The organism is Brevibacterium sp. AGC70, from assembly GCF_057334195.1.
Map to the genome: position 1 here is coordinate 80,384 of NZ_JBHFIH010000001.1, position 19,493 is coordinate 99,876.

20 protein-coding genes are annotated in these 19,493 nt (G+C 62.0%); 5 read left to right on the plus strand and 15 right to left on the minus strand.

All coding sequences use genetic code 11. The annotated features are described in order from the left end of the window. Window positions 1-404: 404 nt before the first annotated feature. Entirely contained in the window at window positions 405-1,064 is a 660-nt protein-coding gene (locus ACE03M_RS00310; RefSeq protein ID WP_485932074.1) for a pentapeptide repeat-containing protein, read from the minus strand. Between the two features lie 70 nt (window positions 1,065-1,134). Between ACE03M_RS00310 and ACE03M_RS00315 the strand changes: the two genes are divergently transcribed. Further along, window positions 1,135-1,551 (plus strand): VOC family protein, encoded by a 417-nt coding sequence (locus ACE03M_RS00315; protein ID WP_485932076.1) that lies wholly within the window; start codon window positions 1,135-1,137, stop codon window positions 1,549-1,551. 2 nt (window positions 1,552-1,553) lie between these two features. On the opposite strand, the gene ACE03M_RS00320 is transcribed toward ACE03M_RS00315, so the two are convergent. From ACE03M_RS00320 to infC, 4 genes are all read right to left on the minus strand, one after another. Continuing rightward, window positions 1,554-2,444 (minus strand): TrmH family RNA methyltransferase, encoded by an 891-nt coding sequence (locus tag ACE03M_RS00320; RefSeq protein WP_143922572.1) that lies wholly within the window; start codon window positions 2,442-2,444, stop codon window positions 1,554-1,556. 124 nt (window positions 2,445-2,568) lie between these two features. Then, on the minus strand, window positions 2,569-2,958 hold the full coding sequence (gene rplT, locus ACE03M_RS00325; protein ID WP_096157223.1) for a 50S ribosomal protein L20: 390 nt from the start codon (window positions 2,956-2,958) through the stop codon (window positions 2,569-2,571). Between the two features lie 101 nt (window positions 2,959-3,059). Beyond that, window positions 3,060-3,266 carry a 50S ribosomal protein L35 gene (gene rpmI / locus ACE03M_RS00330; RefSeq protein ID WP_009885053.1) on the minus strand — a complete coding sequence of 69 codons (207 nt, stop codon included), beginning with the start codon at window positions 3,264-3,266 and terminating at the stop codon, window positions 3,060-3,062. A gap of 98 nt (window positions 3,267-3,364) precedes the next feature. Then, on the minus strand, window positions 3,365-4,045 hold the full coding sequence (infC, locus tag ACE03M_RS00335; protein ID WP_143922571.1) for a translation initiation factor IF-3: 681 nt from the start codon (window positions 4,043-4,045) through the stop codon (window positions 3,365-3,367). A gap of 272 nt (window positions 4,046-4,317) precedes the next feature. Between infC and ACE03M_RS00340 the strand changes: the two genes are divergently transcribed. Both ACE03M_RS00340 and ACE03M_RS00345 read left to right on the plus strand, forming a co-directional pair. After that, a complete protein-coding gene (locus tag ACE03M_RS00340) occupies window positions 4,318-4,689 on the plus strand; it encodes a DUF1844 domain-containing protein (protein ID WP_143922570.1) in 372 nt (123 codons plus the stop codon). A gap of 130 nt (window positions 4,690-4,819) precedes the next feature. Next, on the plus strand, window positions 4,820-8,269 hold the full coding sequence (locus ACE03M_RS00345; protein WP_485932081.1) for a DEAD/DEAH box helicase: 3,450 nt from the start codon (window positions 4,820-4,822) through the stop codon (window positions 8,267-8,269). A gap of 31 nt (window positions 8,270-8,300) precedes the next feature. Here ACE03M_RS00345 and ACE03M_RS00350 read toward each other — a convergent pair whose 3' ends face one another. Beyond that, entirely contained in the window at window positions 8,301-8,957 is a 657-nt protein-coding gene (locus ACE03M_RS00350; RefSeq protein WP_485932083.1) for a TetR/AcrR family transcriptional regulator, read from the minus strand. A 167-nt stretch (window positions 8,958-9,124) separates the two neighbouring features. On the opposite strand from ACE03M_RS00350, the gene ACE03M_RS00355 reads away from it, so the two are divergent. Further along, window positions 9,125-10,150, plus strand: a complete 1,026-nt coding sequence (locus ACE03M_RS00355) for an NmrA family NAD(P)-binding protein (protein WP_485932085.1) — start codon at window positions 9,125-9,127, stop codon at window positions 10,148-10,150. A gap of 62 nt (window positions 10,151-10,212) precedes the next feature. On the opposite strand, the gene ACE03M_RS00360 is transcribed toward ACE03M_RS00355, so the two are convergent. The 9 genes from ACE03M_RS00360 to ACE03M_RS00400 form a co-directional block, all read right to left on the minus strand. Beyond that, a complete protein-coding gene (locus ACE03M_RS00360; RefSeq protein WP_485932086.1) occupies window positions 10,213-11,850 on the minus strand; it encodes an AbgT family transporter in 1,638 nt (545 codons plus the stop codon). 128 nt (window positions 11,851-11,978) lie between these two features. Continuing rightward, window positions 11,979-13,325 carry a M20 family metallopeptidase gene (locus tag ACE03M_RS00365; protein WP_485932087.1) on the minus strand — a complete coding sequence of 449 codons (1,347 nt, stop codon included), beginning with the start codon at window positions 13,323-13,325 and terminating at the stop codon, window positions 11,979-11,981. A gap of 94 nt (window positions 13,326-13,419) precedes the next feature. Beyond that, window positions 13,420-14,220, minus strand: a complete 801-nt coding sequence (locus ACE03M_RS00370; protein WP_485932088.1) for an SseB family protein — start codon at window positions 14,218-14,220, stop codon at window positions 13,420-13,422. 4 nt (window positions 14,221-14,224) lie between these two features. Continuing rightward, window positions 14,225-14,962: a bifunctional 1-(5-phosphoribosyl)-5-((5-phosphoribosylamino)methylideneamino)imidazole-4-carboxamide isomerase/phosphoribosylanthranilate isomerase PriA gene (gene priA / locus ACE03M_RS00375; RefSeq protein WP_143922563.1), complete on the minus strand. Its 738-nt coding sequence runs from the start codon at window positions 14,960-14,962 to the stop codon at window positions 14,225-14,227. Between the two features lie 76 nt (window positions 14,963-15,038). After that, window positions 15,039-15,668, minus strand: coding sequence for an imidazole glycerol phosphate synthase subunit HisH (gene hisH / locus ACE03M_RS00380; protein ID WP_485932090.1), 630 nt, complete (start codon window positions 15,666-15,668; stop codon window positions 15,039-15,041). Next, complete coding sequence (locus ACE03M_RS00385; protein ID WP_485932092.1) at window positions 15,665-16,267, minus strand: hypothetical protein; 603 nt, start codon at window positions 16,265-16,267, stop codon at window positions 15,665-15,667. The genes hisH and ACE03M_RS00385 overlap by 4 nt, the downstream gene beginning before the upstream one ends. Next, the gene (gene hisB, locus ACE03M_RS00390; RefSeq protein WP_143922560.1) at window positions 16,264-16,860 is read right to left on the minus strand and encodes an imidazoleglycerol-phosphate dehydratase HisB; all 597 of its coding nucleotides are present in this window, start codon (window positions 16,858-16,860) and stop codon (window positions 16,264-16,266) included. The genes ACE03M_RS00385 and hisB overlap by 4 nt, the downstream gene beginning before the upstream one ends. A 101-nt stretch (window positions 16,861-16,961) precedes the next feature. Then, window positions 16,962-18,095, minus strand: coding sequence for a histidinol-phosphate transaminase (locus ACE03M_RS00395; RefSeq protein WP_485932095.1), 1,134 nt, complete (start codon window positions 18,093-18,095; stop codon window positions 16,962-16,964). 9 nt (window positions 18,096-18,104) lie between these two features. Further along, window positions 18,105-18,437 (minus strand): LysM peptidoglycan-binding domain-containing protein, encoded by a 333-nt coding sequence (locus tag ACE03M_RS00400; protein WP_143922558.1) that lies wholly within the window; start codon window positions 18,435-18,437, stop codon window positions 18,105-18,107. Window positions 18,438-18,671: 234 nt separating this feature from the next. Here ACE03M_RS00400 and lexA point away from each other — a divergent pair, with 234 nt between their 5' ends. After that, window positions 18,672-19,427 carry a transcriptional repressor LexA gene (lexA, locus tag ACE03M_RS00405; RefSeq protein ID WP_143922557.1) on the plus strand — a complete coding sequence of 252 codons (756 nt, stop codon included), beginning with the start codon at window positions 18,672-18,674 and terminating at the stop codon, window positions 19,425-19,427. Window positions 19,428-19,493 lie beyond the last annotated feature (66 nt).

A 19,493-nucleotide genomic window follows, 5' to 3' on the forward strand; every position in this document is an offset into this window, starting at 1 on the left:
GTCATTGCCCACTGGAAACTCAACTATGACACCCAGGAGAAATGATGACGACTCGCATCCGATCGAAAATAGCCGGCGTGGCTCTCGCGCTTGCCACTTCTGCAACCCTTTTCACTGCCGCTCCTGCGGCCGCCTCTCCAACTTACAGTTGGGGCATCTCGGTCCCCGGTGCCAAGAGCAAGTGCCTGGCAGCCACAAACAAGAAGATCCACGAGATCAGAATGGATGGTGGATCCGTCGTCAAGAGTTCTATCTGCAAGTTCGCGCTTGGTAAAAACCCTTCCACGGGTAAGCCCGTCATCTACCATTCGACCAATCTCAGTTGGAAGCCCCGGTATTGATCGCACTCGCCGGTCGGCCTGCGTCAACACTGCGCGGGCCGTCCCCCAGCGATGATGGCCCGATCATTCGACCGTGATGCCGAGTTCGTGAGCGAAGAGTTCGGCGAAGAGCATCAGTTGTGTTTCATCAATGGTGGCTCCGCGCAATGAGTGGACTCCGGAGATCTTGTGCGGTTGTAGGCCCCGGAGGTCGACATTGCCCAATGTTGAGCCTTCGCACTGGAGCACTCCGACGGTGGAGCCGGGGAATGACACTTGGTTGACCTTGGCTCGGTCGAGGTCGATCTCGTCGATGACGCAGTCGCGAAATTCGACGTCGGTGAGTTTGGCGCCGCGTAGGTTGAGGTAGGAGATGCGGCAGTTGTTGACGGTCGTTTTCTCCCACACGCTGTCATGGAAGACTCCGGCGCCGATCCGTGTTCCAGAGATCTCGGTGTGGATGAAACTTCCCCGTGGCATCGTCCAGGTGTCGGCACGAGAGTCTTCAATTTTCGAGCCTGAGAAACGCGCACCGGTGAGATCCGCCGGCTCCTCAGATGCGCCGAAGTTCACCCTCGCCAGTGAACAGTCCAGGTATGTAGCCTGGGAGGAATCCACCTCAGCGAGGTTGAGATCCGTGAACTCCATGCCCTCGAGAAACTCTTCCGGAGTGATATCGCCGAGGTAGCCGGGCACCAGGTTCGTCAGTCTGATCTTCGGCGCGCGAGGAGCTTCAGTCGTCATGGCTTCAGCGTATCGGTCCGCCCTGACTCGAATCGGGCAGCCCACTGTACTTGATCGCTAGACTGGGCCCATGAAGCCACTGACGACAGTCTTGTCCCTGCCGGTCACCGACCCTCAGCGCACCGCCAACTTCTATCGAGACGGACTGGGCCTCGAAACAGAGGGCGTCGACGAAGGCATTGTCGCCTTCGAACTTCCGAATCTCTCGGTCTTCTTCATCGAATCAGAACAATACGACAGCTACATCGAACTGTCGGGGCAGATCGCGGTTGACCATCCCTCTCCCGGCGCCAGCATCATCTCCTGCGCCTTCGCAACACCGTCCGAGATCGATGACACCCTCACAAAGGCAGCAGCAGCTGGCGGATCCTCAGCACCGGCCAATGACATCGATGGGTCATATATGGGCTACTTCTCCGACCCGGACGGATACATCTGGGAACTGGTCGCCAATGAGCACACCGCAAAGTCTGCAGAGGCCCGATAGGGTCACATCCGCTGGTTCCGAGCACTCTCGTAGATGCACACGCTCGCGGCGGTCGCGAGGTTGAGGCTCTCGGCCTTGCCGTAGATGGGCACGGCGGCCGAGGCGTCGCAGAGTTCCAGGTCTTTCTCGCCCATCCCCCACGCTTCGTTGCCGAAGACCCAGGTGGTGCGAGCGGTCAGGTCGAGCCCTGAGTCCCAGGGGTGGTGAAGGTCGTGGGCATCGTCGTTGGCGTCTGCGGCGAGGACCTGGAGGCCACGGGCACGGGCCATTTCGGTCACCTCGGACAGTCCCACACCGGTGACCACAGGGATGTGGAACAGAGAACCGGCGGTCGACCGCACGGTCTTGTCATTGTAGATGTCGACGCTCGACGAGGTGAGCACTACTGCATCAGCGCCGGCGGCATCGGCCAGGCGGATGATCGTGCCGGCGTTGCCGGGATCTCGGACCTGTGAGAGGACGACGATGAGCTGAGCTTCTTTGTCGATGACCGAGTCAAGGGCCACATCGAGGTGTTCACACACGGCAACGACACCTTGTGAGTTCACGGTCGTCGCCAGTTCGGCGAGCACCTCGGGGGTCACGATGTTCCAGTCGATCTGTGCGCTCTTCACGGTCTCGACGAATTCGGGATGAACCTCGGCCGCCTCCTCGGTGATGAAGAGGTCGACGACAGCACCCTTGGGATCGATAGTCGAGCCCATCCACTCCGGTACACCAGGATTGTGCCCGTCAAGATCCTGCGAGACATGACGATCCAGAGCCTCTCGCACGGCCTGTGGCCCTTCGACGAGGAACTGGCCTGAGCTCTTGCGGCCGTGGCGCTTGAGCAGCTTGACGGCATTCTTGATCCGTTTCGACTGTGTGGAGGAGATGACGTCTGGAAGCTTCATGAAGTTTGTAGACCCGCGTTCTGGGAGTTCTGGAAGTGCTGAGGAGTTCTGGATGAGCTGAGACAAATTCAACGGCCCCGAACAAAGTAAGTTCGGGGCCGTTGAGAGTATGAGGACCGGCAGCTCAGGCTGCGGCGGTCTTAGCTGCGTTGACGTCAGCCGGAAGAGCTTCCTTAGCAACCTTGATCAGGTGCGCGAAGGTGGCTGAATCGTTGACGGCGAGCTCGGCGAGCATACGGCGGTCAACCTCGACGCCAGCGGCCTTGAGGCCCTGGATGAAGCGGTTGTAGGTCATGCCGTTGGCGCGAGCACCGGCGTTGATGCGCTGGATCCACAGGCGACGGAAGTCACCCTTGCGGGCGCGACGGTCACGGTAGCTGTAGACCAGCGAGTGGATGACCTGTTCTTTGGCCTTGCGGTACAGGCGCGAGCGCTGTCCACGGTAGCCCTTCGCCCGGTCAAGGATGACCCGACGCTTCTTGTGAGCGTTGACCGCTCTCTTAACACGTGCCACGTGTTACTCCTTCAAAATTAGTTCAACCGGCAGTGCCGGAGTCTGGTTCAAGCTATGGGAACCACGTGCGTGGTTGCCCGGGATGGAGACCCGAAGGGGTCTCACCTGCCCTTGAGCTTGCCCAGAAGCTTGCGGGCTTTGGCGCGATCTCCGCCGGTGAGGACCTGGTCCTCAGCAACGCGACGCTTACGGGCCGAGGACTTGCCCTCGAACTTGTGCTGGTTGTTCACGCCTTCACGCATGATCTTGCCAGTACCCGTCACACGCATGCGCTTCTTGGCGCTGCTGTTCGTCTTCTGCTTCGGCATCGAGCCGTTCTCCTTTGCATTTCGTTGTCGGTGGCGACCACCGCCAACTACTTCACACGCTGAAACCGTTCAGGCTTCAGCGAATCGGTACTTACTTCTCACGCGTCGGGCGCTGCGTGCTTCTCTGCAGCGACGCGATCGCGTCGGGATTTCACCTCGGCGACGTTGCCCTTGGCATCTGATGATGCCTTGCGGGCCTCGGCCTTGGCGTCGGATTTTGACTTAAGTGGACCAATGACCATCACCATATTGCGTCCGTCGACCCGTGGTGAGGATTCGACGGTGCCTAGGTCCGACACATCTTCGGCGAGGCGGTTGAGCAGCTTAATACCCATTTCGGGGCGCGACTGTTCACGTCCGCGGAACATGATCATGACTTTGACCTTGTCGCCACCGGCCAGGAAGCGGGTCACATGCCCCTTCTTGGTCTCGTAGTCGTGTTCATCGATCTTGAGACGGAAGCGGATCTCTTTCAGCGCAGTGTTCGCCTGGTTCTTGCGGGCTTCTCTGGCCTTCTGAGCAGATTCGTATTTGAATTTCCCGTAGTCCATGAGTTTGGCTACGGGAGGCTTCGCCTGCGGTGCTACCTCGACCAAGTCGAGATCTGCCTCACGGGCGAGGTCGAGTGCCTTGCGAATGGCAACGATACCGACCTGTTCACCGTTGGGTCCGACCAACCGAACCTCGGGAACCCGAATCCGGTCATTGATGCGCGTCTCGCTGATGTGTTCACTCCTTTTTAGCTCAAATGATGTCGTGGCAATAGAAAAGGCTCCCATTGACCACATGCCAAGGGAGCCTGCACACACATCAGAGCAACGGAATTGAAACCGCAGCACATCAAGTGAATACACCTCGATCTGAAAACTTCTGCCTCAGGTTTGCACCCGGGCTGTCGATCATCAGATCATTGGACCCGATCGCTCTACACGATCAAGGTGGGAGTCAGACCCCGCTTCGCACCACTATTCAGTGTACTACGCTTCATGACTCTTCGCACATCGAGGTCGATCGTGCAATCGTCGGGTCAATCATATGACAAGCTAGTCCCATGAGTTCTGAAAATTCTGTACCCGCCGAGGCGGTTGCCGATGTCACTCGTGATATCGCCGAAGTACCAGCCGTCGAGGTCATCACATCAGCAGCTGTGCACCTGATGTCCGCTGCCGCCGTCAAATGCGGACTGGCCGAGGACTCCCCCGAAGCTCCGGCAGCAGAGCTGCAGGACCTCGACGAGGCGCGCAAACTCATAACCGCCCTGGCCGGCCTGGTCACCGGAGCCGCCACCGTCATCGGCGACCACCATGCTCGCCCCCTGCGCGACGGTCTGCGCAGCCTCCAGCTGGCCTTCCGCGAAGCCTCGACGATTCAGGACGAGCCCGGACAGGGCCCCGGCGAGAAGTTCACCGGCCCCGTTCGCTGACACAAGCCTTGATGAGTGCCGGCAGTCTCGTCGTGCACCACTCGTGGTGACTCTCCTCATCCGCTGCGGCTCTCGACCATTGGTCGGGGGCCGCTTTAGTCATGTCAGTGCCGAGTGAGACCATCGTTCCATGCCTCCCGTTGAACTGCCATACGTGAGTGCCAAGGAGTTACAGGACTACTTCGGTGCCACGTTCTACGAGCGCGGACGCAGCTACGCCAACAAGGGAATGGTCGGGCAGGCCAGCTGGGATCCAGACGCCATGACTCTTCGGGCGGATGTCTCAGGCACCGCGGCACACGGTTACACAAGCACTGTTCGGCTGGAGCGGCACGATCCCACAGCAAAATCGTTCACCGTGATCTCCTCTCTGTGCACCTGCCCTGTGGGCGGAGACTGCAAACACGTGGTGGCTGCGCTGATGGCGGCGTCGATCCGGCAGGTGGCACCTTTCGGTTCCACGGCGCTGCACGATCCTGAGCAGCGCCGCTCCCCTGACGAGGCCGACTGGCGCAGCGCCCACGTGCGCACTGCGCGCTCGAGCCCCCGAGGCCGGCCTCCTGATGGCAGCGACGTGTCGTCGCACAGTCGAAGAGAACCCGACTGGAAGTCGATTCTCTCCGGGTTCTCCTCCGACCGAGTCGACGATTCGGTATGGGCCTCCGGTCCCGGGGGCACTTTGGTCGGCAGCGCACCGACTCGCCTTGCTCTCGGCTTCGAGATCTCCGAGCTGAGACGCACGGGCTTCGGGAACTTCGAAACCCATCCCACCAGACGATCCGAACTCACCGGTCGCACCGACCTCGTCGTGACCCTGCGACCCTTGATGGAAGGTGCGCGCCGCAATTGGATCAAGGGGAACGTGTCGTGGTCCAACATCGCCAACAACTCAAACACTCGTGCATTTGCACAGGGGCAGGCGGCCTGGTTCGCACAGCTCTACGGCCTGTCCGCCATCAGCTCGAATCACCTCATCACGAATGACGACTCGGTCGTCCTTGACTGGTTCACTTCGCCCTTGCTCTGGCATCTCTTCGATCAGGCGAAGTCGCTGGGTATCGAACTCGTCGGCACCAGCCGCGGACTCTCGATTCGCCGAGGCGAGGAAGGGTCGACCGAATGTGATGTGGTTGCGGTCTCGGACGGGCTCGAGGCCCGCTCCCTGGTCACGATTGACGATGTGTCGTTCGACCAGGGCTTCTGCGGCCCGATCGATGATCACGGCTTCTACGGCATCTCGACCTCCGACGGTATGTCCCTCGTTCTGGCTCCGACCGAGGAAAGAACGAATCGTGATGTGGTTCAGATGCTGCGTCGGTGGGAACCGATCACCATCACCGACGGCCAGATCCGTGACTTCTTCACTGATTTCTATCCCAAGCTCGCCTATGCCACCACCGTCGTCTCCTCCGACGATTCGGTGACCCTGCCTGTGCTCGTACCTCCCGATCTCGCACTCACCGTCACCCACGGTGACCATGGTGCGCACCTGACCTGGGAGTGGCATTATCACCACCCGGTGCAGACGTTCCCGGTCCGCCGTGGACCGCTGGCTGATCGCAACCGGAGCATCGAGCACGAAGACCGTGTGCTGGAGAAGCTGAGCACCACAGTTGCTGTAACCGCGATGCCGCTGACTCTGCCGAGCGAAGCTCGCCGGGCGGACACCGTGGGCCTCGACGGCCTGCAGACAGCAGTTTTCGTCGACAAACTGCTGCCGGCCCTGAGCGACATCGATCATCTCGAGGTGCATGAGGTCGGAGATCGTCCGGGCTATCGACAAGTCACCGATGCACCCCTGGTCGCAATGTCGACCGACGATGCCGAGGACAGCGACTGGTTCGACATCCGCTTTGACATCACGATCGCCGGACAGCAGGTGCGCTTCGCCGACCTGTTCGTCGCCTTGGATCAGGGTGCTGCGATGATCGTTCTGCCCGACGGTGCCTACTTCTCACTCGACGCACCCTTCTTCGACAAGTTTCGGCAGATGCTCGCCGACTCCGATGTCATCGCGGACTGGAAGCCGGAATCACCCCGCCTCTCCCGATATCACATGGATCTGTGGGCCGAATTCGACGAGCTCGTCGACGAATCTGCTGCCGCGGCCTCATGGCGGCGCTCGGTCGAAGCCCTCAGCCACCTCGGCGAGATTCCAACTCTCGACGTGCCCGAAGGAATCGAAGCCACACTGCGGCCCTACCAGCAGGAGGGATTCAGTTGGCTGGCAGCACTGTGGTCCAGCGGACTCGGCGGCATCCTGGCCGACGACATGGGCCTGGGCAAGACGCTGCAGGCGCTGAGCCTGTTCACTCACGTCAAGAACACGGACAAGAACGCCGCTCCCATCCTCGTCGTCGCGCCCACCTCGGTGATGTCGACCTGGCGAGCCGAGGCGGAGAAGTTCGCGCCGGGACTGCGAGTCGCCACGATCTCAGCCACAGAGAAGAAGCGGAAGACCACCCTGGCCGAAGAGATCGAGGAAGCGGACCTCGTCATCACCTCATACGCCATTCTGCGCCTCGACGCACTGGCCTTCAGGTCGATCGTGTGGGATACGTTCGTCCTCGATGAGGCACAGTTCGTCAAGAACAGGACCGCCAAGGTCCATACTGCGGCGAAGGCGATTCAGGCCCGGTTCCGCCTGGCCACCACCGGCACACCGATGGAGAACTCCCTGACCGACCTGTGGTCGCTGTATTCGATCACCTCACCAGGACTGCTTCCGGGCTTCGAGAAGTTCCGGCGCGAAATCGTCTCCCCCATCGAATCCGGCGAGGCCCCGGAGGGGATGGCTCTGCTGCGCCGGCGGATTCGACCGTTCATGAAGCGGCGGAGCAAAGAACTTGTCGCTGCCGACCTGCCACCGAAGCAGGAACAGATTCTCAGCGTCGAACTCAGCACCAAGCACAGGGAGCTGTACAACACGGTTCTGCAGAAGGAGAGGAAGAAGCTCCTCGGTCTCATCAACGACATGGATCGCAACCGCTTCGCGATCTTCCGTTCGCTGACACTCCTGCGGATGTTGGCCATCGACCCGTATCTCATCGATGCGAAATATGAAGGCATCGGGTCGAGCAAACTCAGCGCACTATTCTCCCACCTTGACGACATCGTTGCCGAGGGCCACCGGACCATCATCTTCAGCCAGTTCACCTCGTTCCTCACCCGGGTCGGTGAACAGCTCGAGCATCGCAATATCAGTTACGCCTACCTCGACGGCTCCACGCGGAATCGCGGCGCAGTCATCGAGGATTTCAGGGCCGGGGACGCACCCGTCTTCCTCATCAGTCTCAAGGCAGGTGGGTTCGGTCTGACACTGACGGAGGCCGACTACGTCTTCCTCCTCGATCCCTGGTGGAACCCGGCGGTGGAGGCTCAGGCAGTCGACCGCGCACACCGAATCGGGCAGACGAAGAACGTCATGGTCTATCGGATGGTCTCGGAGAAGACGATCGAGGAGAAGGTGCTGGCGCTGCAGGAGAGGAAGGCGCAGCTCTTCGACTCCCTGGTCAATGAGGGTGAGGGATTCTCCTCAGCGATCACGGGTGAGGACATCCGCGGACTGCTCGACGGGTAAGTGACTCGTCGTCACTGGTTCGTTCTCCGACTCAATACCCGAGCGTCGACACGAGTCCTTGCATCAGTTCGTCTTCGACCAGTTCGATCCCGGGGCCGAACTGTCCGAATCGCAGGGCGTTGATGAGGCCGATGATCGCAGCCCACACGGTCACAGTGCGCATGATCACCTGATCGTCTGGCTCCAGTCCCAGTTCTCGCAGTCCTTCACGCAGCACGTCCAGTGCATGAGCCGGCGGTACCTGAGTATTGGGAGTCTGATGCACAGAGGACTGTGAGAGCAGGGTCGTCAGCGTCACCATGATCCTGGTCCCAGGAATCACGGTCTCGTCCCGCGGTGCCTGGTAGTCGGGGACGGGCGTGCCATAGATGAGCGCCCACCGGTTGGGATGCCTGCGCGACCACGCCAGCATCGTCACACCGACGGTGAGAACAGATGTGTCGTGTTCGAGAGCTTCGTCCACGTCATCGGCGATCGAGGTGAATGCGTCGCGGATGAGTATGGTCAGCAGTTCGTCGCGGTTCTTCACGTACCGATAGATGGCGCTTGAGACGATTCCGAGTTCCCGTGCGATGGCGCGAAGCGAGACTCCGTCGAGACCGTCGTCATCAAGCATTCGGTTCCCGATCCGGGTGATCTGCGCTTCGGTTTCCAGCCGAGCCCGCTGGCGCGGAGTCGAGTTCGTCATGCCTCAACCCTAGAGCGAGAGAGCAAAGATAACAATAGTGAGCACCGCTCTTGAATTCGCGCGAGCGGCGGTCTATTCTCATTTCAGAGAGCAGTGCTCTCGTCCACCGAAGGACTCGAGGGTCCGCACGGCCTCACGACACCACGAAACTGCGAAGGACGACCATCATGAAATCTGCACTCGTCATCGGCTACGGACAGATCGGCAGCGAGATCGCCTCCCAACTCACGGCAGCAGGAATTCACGTTGCAGTCGCAACCCGTTCGGCTCCAGCCGCTGTCGCCGTTACCGCCGCAGCCAGCCAAGGATCGACAGTGCCCGGAGACGCCGATCACGCCTATGGCGCCGACCGGGCCAACCGGGCCAACCGGGCCAACCGAGCAAACGGAGCCGACCAAGCCACGATCGCCCGTGTTCAGGCAGACGCATCAGACCCCGAGCAACTGCTCGAGGCCGCTGCAGGCAGCGATGTCATCTTCGCCTGCGTTCATGCTCCCTATGACAGCCGAGTCTGGGCACAGGTTCTGCCTCAACTGGAGAAGACGATCATGGATGCCGCCGCGGAACTGGGCATTCCGGTCATCTTCCCCGAATCTGTCTACGCCTTCGCCGGCACCCCCGGCCCGGTAACGGAGACCTCTCCGTTTGCACCGGTCGAGGAGAAGGGACGGATCCGGCAGCAGCTCATGGAGGCGAGGCTGGAACACCCGGCCACCTCGGCGAGCGTCGTTGCCGGGGATCTGCTCGGTACGACCGCACAGCCGCAGACGTCGGTAGTGCGGATGTGCATCACCGCTCCGATCTCCAAAGGGCGTCGGGCCATCGTGCCCGCACGCTCCGATGTCGCCCACGGCATCACCGTGATCGAAGACCTCGCTGCCGCGATGATCCGTGCGGCACAGCTGCTCGAAGACGTCCCCGCGGGGACGCATCGCCTGCTCATCGCTCCCTCGTCGAATCCGACTCTCGGCGAGATCGCGGAGTTCACCCACGAGCATCTGGGCACCAGGCCGAGAAGACCTCTCTCGCTCCCCCGCTGGACGACTCGCGTCGCCGGGATCTTCGAACGCTCGATGTACGAACTCAACCAGCTCGCCCCGATCTGGTACTCCCCCTGCGTCATCGAGTCAGGGGCATTCGCTGAGGATCTCGGCACGACCAACTGGCGCGAAGGCGTGAGGCAGATGCTGTGAAGCCACCCCGGCGCGGGCCGTGGTGCGCACCGAGCTCCCACGGTCCGGCCCTCCCTATCGTCCTATTTGAGGAAGATGCCGTTGCCGGGGCCCAGGGGCAGGTCGAAGAAGAACCAGATCGCCAGCAGCGCCGCCCAGGCGAGCCAGAATGGGATGACGAAGGGGAACATCCGCGAGATGATCGTGCCAAGTCCAGCATTGGGTTCATACCGGCGCACGAGTCCCAGCAACACAATCATGTATGGGTTGAGCGGGGTGATGACCTGGGTGGCCGAGTCACCGACGCGGAACCCGGCTTGGATGAAGGCCGGCTCATAGCCGAGCAGCGCGAACAGCGGGACGAACACCGCGGCCATGAGCGTCCACATCGATGAACCGGAGACGATGAAGAGGTTGAGCACGCTGGCCAGCAGCATGAAGCCGAGGATCGCTGCGAATCCGGTGAGTCCGATCGCCTCGAGACCGGAGGCACCGGCAACCGCGATCCACGATCCGATCCCCGTCCAGTTGAACAGGGCGATGAACTGGCCGAGGATGAACGCGAGGATGAGAAAGGACATCATGTCGATGATCGATTGGCTCATCATCCTCACCAGGTCGTTCATCGACCGCACGGTACGCACGACGAAGCCGTAGACCACGCCCATGAGCATGAAGTAGGCGAAGACGATGAAGACGATCGATGACAGCAGGGGCGACTTCGGCAGGAAGCCGCCGTCCTCGTTGCGCCACGGCGAATCGGGGATGAGCACGGCGAAGAGCACCACCGCCGTCAGCAGCAGCGCGGAGCCCACGGCCCACAGCAGCCCCTTCTTCTCCTCAGGCTCAAGTTCGGCCTTGACCTCCTTCTGAGATTCCTCGACCTCTTCGGCAGACACCGAGTTCTCGCCAAAGGGGTTGTCCTTCGCCTGGTATTCCTTGGCCAGGCCTGAACCCTTGGCATCCGCGTATTCGCGCGGAACGCCCTTTCGAACCATGTTCGGTTCGATGAGCTTGTCGATGATGAAACCGGCGATGACCGCCAGCACGATCGAGGCGACGATATTGAAGAAGTAGTTCGACACCGGATTGACGGCCGTATAGTCAGTGTCGGGCAACGTCCCCATCACCGAGGTGGTGATGCCGGCGAACAGTGCATCGAGGCTCGTCGGCACGATCGAGGTCGAATACCCGGCCCCGGTGGCGGCGAATCCGCCGATGAGCCCGGCCATCGGGTGCCGCCCGGCGGCCTTGAACACGAGCGCAGCCAGGGGCGGGATGATGATGAAGGCCGAGTCGGCCATGATCGACCCGACGACGCCGACGAATCCGACGGCGTAGGGCAGCAGCCAACGGGGGCTCTTGCCGAAGGCGATCCGCACGGCCGCAGCGAGCATCCCCGACTTCTCGGCCACGCCCACCGCCAGGAGGATCGGCAGTACGGTGGCCAAGGGTGGGAACCCGATGTAGTTGTCGCCCATCGTCGTCGTCAGCCACGACATGCCTTCCCCGGTGAAGAGTCCCTTGATCGCCACGGTCTCATCGCTGCCGGGAATCTCAACCGACACGTCGGCTATGGCCATGCCGGTTGAGATCGCTCCTGTGATGAGGAACAGACCGAGGAAGAGGGTGAACGGCTCAGGCAGTTTGTTCCCCAGGCGTTCGATCCCGTCCAGCAGGCGCTGGCCGATACCGACTTTCGCTGTCGTCGTCGTTGACATGTGACTTCCTTCTCTTCGATGGTCGCGATCCGAGCCGAATCCCTGGTCTCGCCCGCTTCGCAGCGTTATCCAAATCGTCCTGGGCCTTCGAGACGCCCAGCAGGTGTCGTCTTGAAGCCGATCTGTCTCTAGTTGAAGTAGTTCTCCACGTCTACCGCTCCTCCGTTACGCTCGAATTCCGCAGCCACCTCGGCGGCCAGTGAATCGTCGACGAGGAAGTCCAATGCAGTACACGCCAGTCCATACCCGGCGTCGTGAGCAGCATCTTCAGCAGCAGGTGTGATCGAGGCTGCCGCGAACTCGCGGGTGTGCAGCGCCACCTCGGCGTCGGCGGTCTTGATGAGTGGGTGGATGCCCGGTATCCGGTAGGAGACATTGCCGAAGTCGGTCGATGCTGCGATCGACTCATCGAGCACTCCGCCTGGCAACGGTGTTCGCCCCTGCGTCTCCTCGTGCACGGCCCACCGCTGGGTCAGCGCGGAGTTCGAGCGCACCGGCAGCGAGGGCGGATGCTCGTCCCATGTCACGTCGACCCCGGTTCCGGTCATGAGCGCCGCTCCCTTCGCCGCGTCCTCGACGCGCTCCGAGAGCTCCTTGAGGGTCGCTGGGAACTTCGACCGCACATAGCACTGAACGGTGGCCGATTCGGTGATGATCGAGGGCCTGGTCCCGCCTTCGGCGACGACGGCGTGCAGTCGAGAGATCGGCGGCATCTGCTGACGGATGAGCCCCAACCCTTGGTAGAAGAGATTGGCGGCGTCGAGTGCGTTGCGGCCCATGAACGGCTGCGCCGAGGCGTGGGCGGCGACTCCCGTATAGGTGACCTCAAGCAGCCGCCTGCCCAACCACACCTGATCCGCGCAGTCGTACCCGTAGCCGTGGACCATGATGGCCGCGTCGATGCCGTCGAAGGCACCCTGGCGAGCCATGACCTCCTTGCCCGAATGCCCCTCCTCCGCGGGTGTGCCCAGCAGCACCACCGTGCCGGAAACGGCACTAGGATCCTGTTCGAAGAGGGAGTGAATGGCCAGGAATGCTCCCACCGCCGAGGTGGCGATGAGGTTGTGCCCGCAGGCATGGCCGATCTCGGGCAAGGCGTCGTATTCAGCGAGGATCGCGATCGTACGTCCCTGCCCGGAACCTGTGGTGGCCCGCAGGGTGGTCTCGACGCCGAAGAGCCCGGTCTCGACCTCGATTCCACGATCACGCAGCAGCGCGGCGATGGCGGCGACGGATTCGTGTTCGTCGTAGGCGGTCTCTGCCAGGGAATGGATCGTGTGGAGCAGTCCGTCGAGTTCCGGCTTCGCCTCCGCGAGCCCGGCTGCGATGCTCGCTGCACTCGCTTCGGGCGCTCCGGAGAACCCTGAGGTCCATGCTCCCACCTGTTCTGCGCGGGCGCGGGTCTCGGCAGCGATCTCGTCGACGTAGCTCTCGTCGGGGACGGTGGGTCGACTCAGATCGCGCATCGGGTTCATGGGGACCAAGCATAGAAGATGAGCGGCAAGCGCACATGCTCTTTCCCGCTATCTGGTACCTGGCCGAACAGCACGGGCGTGTCGACGCGAACGCTCAGGACTCGGCGAGCTGGAGCGCCATCGAATCCACGCTCTCGACGATGGTCGCATCGGCGGCCAGAGCCGCCTGGAACCGTTTCATCTCCTCGGCCGGCACCTGGGAGCGCACACCCAGCCTGATGCCGACCTCCGGTCCCTCGACGTGGACTCGAGCACTGCCGGGGCTGAGACTGATCTGAGCCACCCACGGAAACTGTTCGGCGATGGCGACTAGCGCCTGCCCCACCTCGGCGTCGGCCCAGGCCGGGGTCCACTCACGGCCCTGAACGAACGCGAACATCGCGGGGCGACGCAGCAGGAACGAGGTCTCGGCACCCGGGTCGAGGACGACGAGCTGAGAATCGGCTTCGATCGCCCCGAGGACGAGCCGCTCCGATTCGATCGGCACGGGCCGAGCATCGCGATGCCATGCTGTCAGCGGAGGGATCGAGCAGAATCCTGGGGTGCACTCGCGTCCGTCTTCGGCCTGCAGCCGCACCATGGCCATCTCTGAGGAGTTGTCGACCATCAGCCCGTTCTCGCCGACCTCCTGGTCGACAGCCATCGGAACGATCGGGGCATAGAGACGTGCCTCCGACAGGGCGGTGACGACGTTGCGGTGCAGATTCGGATCCAGGGGGTTCCGGCTCACCAAGGTGAGGGCCTCGAGGAGCCCGGCATCGGCCAGTCCCGAATCACCTGAGAACGGATTCGGGCGCAGATCGCGCCCCGACCATGACACTCCTGCCGAGTCGGACCGGCCGGGTGCTTGTTGCCGGTCAGGCGGCTGGGACTGGTCGTCCGAATCCGATGCCAATTCTTCAGCCTCCAGCGACTTCGAGGGCTTCTTCCAATGTGAACTTTCCGGCGTAGAGGGCCTTACCCACGATCGCCGAGTCCACGCCGAAGGGAACCAGCTCGCGCAGGTTCCGCAGATCGTCGAGGCTGGAGACTCCACCCGAGGCCACGATCGGCTTATCCGTCTTCTCTGCCAGAGACTTCAGCAGCTCCACATTGGGTCCCTGCAGCGTGCCGTCCTTGCGGACATCGGTGACGACATAGCGGGCGCAGCCTGCCTTCTCAAGAGTCGAGAGAACCTCGTAGAGGTCTCCCCCGTCCTTGGTCCAGCCGCGGGCCGCGAGAGTTGTTCCGCGCACATCGAGACCGATGGCGACCTGATCGCCGAAACGAGAGATCATGTCGGCGGTCCATTCCGGGTTCTCCAACGCGGCAGTGCCGATGTTCACCCGCTCGGCACCGGTGTCCAGTGCACGCTCGAGGCTCTCGGTGTCGCGGATGCCGCCGGAGAGTTCGACCTTGATGCCGACAGCCTTGACGACCTGGTTGAGCAGATCCGAGTTCGATCCGCGACCGAATGCGGCGTCGAGGTCAACGAGGTGGATCCACTCCGCTCCACGGCTTTCAAAATCCTGGGCCGCGTCGATGGGAGAACCGTAATCTGTCTCCGTGCCGGCTTCGCCCTGGACGAGGCGGACGGCCTTGCCATCGGCGACGTCGACGGCGGGAAGCAGGACCAACTTGTTGGGGGTTTGAGTCATTGTGACCTTTCTCAAGAGGCTGTCGAGACTGATGTGAACAGATTGGAGCAGGTGAAGTCGAAGGGTTCGGACAATCCTAGTGGGCAGTCGCGCCCGCTCCGGAGAACGTGCCGAGCCAGTTGCGCAGCAGACGCGCTCCCGCATCGGATGACTTCTCGGGGTGGAACTGGGCTGCCCAGGTGGTGCCGTCTTCGACGGCAGCGATGAAGCTGCTGCCATGGGTCGCTGTGGTCACCATGGTCTTCGGTGGAGTGTCGGTTGCCGCATAGGAGTGGACGAAGTAGAAACGCTCCTCGGCCACACCGTCGAACATCTGTGAGGACTTCGGTGCGCTGACCTGCGACCATCCCATGTGTGGAACGACCGGAGCCTCGAGCGCGGTGACGGCGCCGGGCCACAGTCCGATGCCTTCCGTCTTCACTCCGTGCTCCTCTCCGCGGGCGAAGAAGACCTGCAGCCCCACGCAGATGCCGAGCAGAGGCCGCTGGCTTTCGTGCCAGGTGCGGATGAGATCATCCCCGCCGACTCGCTTCAGTCCGGCCATCACTGCCGAATAGGCGCCGACGCCGGGAACGAGCAATCCGTCTGCGTCATCGATGATGGCACGGTCTGCTGTGAGCACGACTTCGGCACCGGCCGCTTCCACCGCGCGGACAGCTGAGCGGACGTTTCCTGCCCCGTAGTCGAGGACAGCCACCGTGCTCATTTCTTCGCTCCCTTGGTCAGGACGCTGTAGATCCTCCACAGGGAGAAGCCGAGGACGATCGCGCCGAAGGCGGCGACCACCCAGGCCATGGTGTTCCCGCTGAGCCCGATCGTGATGCCGAAGGCGGTGATGAGTCCAGCGAGCACTGCCACGACGATCCACAGCAGTGCCGTCCGGGCCACGGCTGCCCGGCCAGGAGACATCGTGGCGGCACTGGCCTGCAGCTTCGTCATGGAAGAGGTGGGGATGTTGCCCTCCACGTCATCGGCTGATCTGATCTCGAGCAGGAGCTGCTCGAGGACGTCTGGAAGGTTCTTCAGCGCCAGACCTGCGGGAACATCCGATTCGCGGGCACCGTGGCGGAAGTGACCGGCATCGATCTGCTCCTCACTGCGGGCCAGGAGGAGGACCTCATGTTTGCCGGAGAGTTTCGAGATCGCCGCGGCCGCCTCGTTGCCCGCCTGGACATCGGTGTCGGCCAAGACGATCCCGGTGAAGTCTCCGATGGGAACAATCGTTCCTTTGATGTTCGACAGTACGCATGCAGCGGCCAGCTGCTCGGCAACTCCGAACGGCGTCACGATGACGGTGGTGCTCACAGGACTCCCTTCGTGCTGGGTACCGAGCTGTTGCGCTCATCGGGTTCGACTGCCTCACGCAGAGCGCGGGCGAAGGCTTTGAACTCGGCTTCGGCGATGTGGTGAGGATCCCGGCCGCGCAGCAGGTCGAGGTGCACGGTGAGACCGGCGTGGAAGGCAATCGACTCGAGGGAGTGCGAAGTCATCGACCCTGTGAAATGTCCGCCGATGAGGTGGTACTGCTGGCCCTCGGGTTCTCCTTCGTGCACGAAGTACGGGCGACCGGCCACGTCGACGACGCAGCGGGCCAGAGCCTCGTCCAGTGGGACGGCGGCCAACCCGTAGCGGCGGATGCCGGACTTGTCGCCCAGTGCTTCGCTCAATGCTTGGCCCAGGACGATCGAGGTGTCCTCAACCGTGTGGTGGACGTCGATGTGTGTATCGCCGTCGGCCTTGATCTCCATGTCGATGAGTGAGTGCTTCGACAGTGCTGTGAGCATGTGGTCGAAGAAGGGAACACTCGTCGAGATGTCGGACTGACCGGTTCCGTCGAGGTTGATGGATACGGTGACCGAGGATTCCGAGGTCGTACGGGAGCGTTGTGCCTGCCTCATGAATGGCCTTTCGTAGGAAGGGTGGGTGCCGCCTGAGGACCATTGTCCCCTGACTCGAGCGAAGTGGTGTGACTCAGCGTGCGCATCTCAAAGCCGGGATCTCAGTTCGATTCCAGCAGAATGCCGGGGTCGGCTGCCAGGATCTCGTCGACTGCAGTGAGGAACGCGGTGGTCTCCTCCTCGGTGCCGGCATTGACTCGAGCGTGGTGGTCGATGCCGATGTCGCGGATGAGTATTCCGCGATCAAGCAGCTTCTCCCACAGTTCATGCGGTGAGGCGATATTGCCGAAGAGAACGAAGTTCGAATCGCTGGGATAGACACTGAATCCGGCGTTGCTCAGGTGTTCCGAGATTCGGTCGCGAGCGTCGATGAGCCGGTCCACGTTCTCCAGGAGGACGTCTGCATGTTCCAGAGCGGTGCAGGCCAGCACCTGAGTGATTTCCGACAGATGGTACGGCAGACGCACCAGGCGCAGGACATCGATGAGCTCCGGGGACGCGATCGCGTAGCCCAGGCGCAGACCTGCGCAGGCGAAGGCCTTGCTCATCGTTCGTGATACGACCAGACGGGGACGACCTTCCAGAAGCGTCATCGCCGAGGCTTGTGCGGGCCTGGAGAACTCGGCGTAGGCCTCGTCGACGATGACGATGCCCGAGCAGTTGTCGTACGCGGCTTCGATGACGTCGAGACCGATCGATGTTCCTGTCGGATTATTCGGTGTGCACAGGAAGACGATGTCTGGATCGGCTTCGGCAACCTCGGCGCCGACGGTGCTGGCATCAAGCGTGAAGTCGTCGCTGCGCGCCGAGGACTGCCAGGTGGCACCGGTGCCCGTAGTGATCAGCGGGTGCATAGAGTAGCTGGGAGTGAATCCGAGAACGGTGCGACCGGGACCGCCGAAGGCTTGCACGATATGGGAGAGGACTTCGTTCGATCCGTTTGCCGCCCAGATCAAATCGGGGCTGAGCTCGACGGTCTGACCGGCCCGGTCGTTGACTCCGTGCAGATAGGTGACCAGATGTTCGCGCAGGTCCTCGAACTCACGGTCGGGATAGCGGTTGAGTCCGGCGAAGTGACCGTCGACTGCCGAGCGCATGCTTTCGACGACCACGTCCGGAATCGGATAGGCGTTCTCGTTGACATTCAGCTGCACCGGCACATCCAGGTGCGGAGCCCCGTAGGGCTTGAGGCCGACTAGGTCCGAACGTACTGGCAAAGACTCGTTATTTCCCACCGCATCAGTCTAGCGTTGGGGCACATCCAGGGTCTGACCCGGGTGCACCACAGGCGAGGACAGATGGTTGATCTCCACGATCTCGGTCACGACATCGCGAGTGTCGCGTTCGATTCCGAGGTTCGACGCGACGGCCCACAGCGACTCACCTTCGCCGACGACGACAGCCTCGGTGTCGATGCCGATGTCTTCGGTCTCTGCTCCGGCGGCGGCCGAGAACGACTGTGTGGCGACGAAGAATGCCCCGCCGATGATGACGAGAGCGCACACCATGGTCCGAAGCAGGCGCATCGCCTGGCGTCCACGAGTGGTGAGACGCAGTTCCTGGTTCTGTGCAGACATCGCTTAACCTCTTCCCTTCGTACGATTCCACCCGTAATAGGTAGAACGTCTGTTCTATTCAACATGCCAATCGAACATATGTCCAGTCCAACTCGAACATTTATGCGACAATGAGAGAGAACCAGCGTTGTTGATTGATCTGAAAGAACCATCTCAGGCGGCACTGACACGAGAATTCTCGACGTGAGGATCCAGCTGTGAGGCCGGCGGGAATAGAACGAAGGGGAACGAGCAATGGTTCAGAACAAACGAGGGAGGGGCCGTCCCCGCAATGAGGACGTCGCCAGCGAGATCGCGGCCGCCCGCAGCGATGACGAGGACGTCTCGATTCCGGAAGGCTCCACCGGCGAGGGCGATTTTCGTCTGACCCCGCGACAGCGACTGGTCCTCGAGACCATCGAACGCGCAGTCGTCACCAACGGCTACCCGCCGAGCATGCGTGAGATCGGCAAAGCGGCCGGACTCGCCTCACTCTCCAGCGTGGCCCACCAACTCTCCCAGCTCGAACGTCTCGGCTATGTCCGTCGAGACCCGAAGCGCCCGCGTGCCATAGAAGTGGTCAATCCCTTCGAAGAGGAAGAGGCCGAGCGCGCTAAGTACGAGGAGCTGGCCAATAACACCGTCCAGGTCCCTGTCGTCGGTCGCATCGCCGCAGGCGGGCCCATTCTGGCCGAACAGGAGATCGACGACGTCTTCTCTCTGCCGACACAGGTCGTGGGCTCGGGTGACATGTTCCTGCTCAAGGTTGTCGGTGACTCGATGATCGACGCAGCCATCTGTCACGATGACTGGGTGGTCGTGCGCAAACAGCACACCGCCGACAACGGTCAGATCGTCGCTGCGCTGCTCGATGGCGAAGCGACCGTGAAGACCCTCAAGCGCAAGGCGGGCCACCAGTGGCTGCTCCCCCACAACAAGGACTACGAACCGATCGACGGCACCTATGCCCAGATCATGGGCCTCGTCGTCTCGGTCATTCGCCGCCTCTGACATCACCGCGAGGCCCCGACGACCCTCAGGTCTTTCGACCGCTGACGTTCCAACGCACTGTGCCCC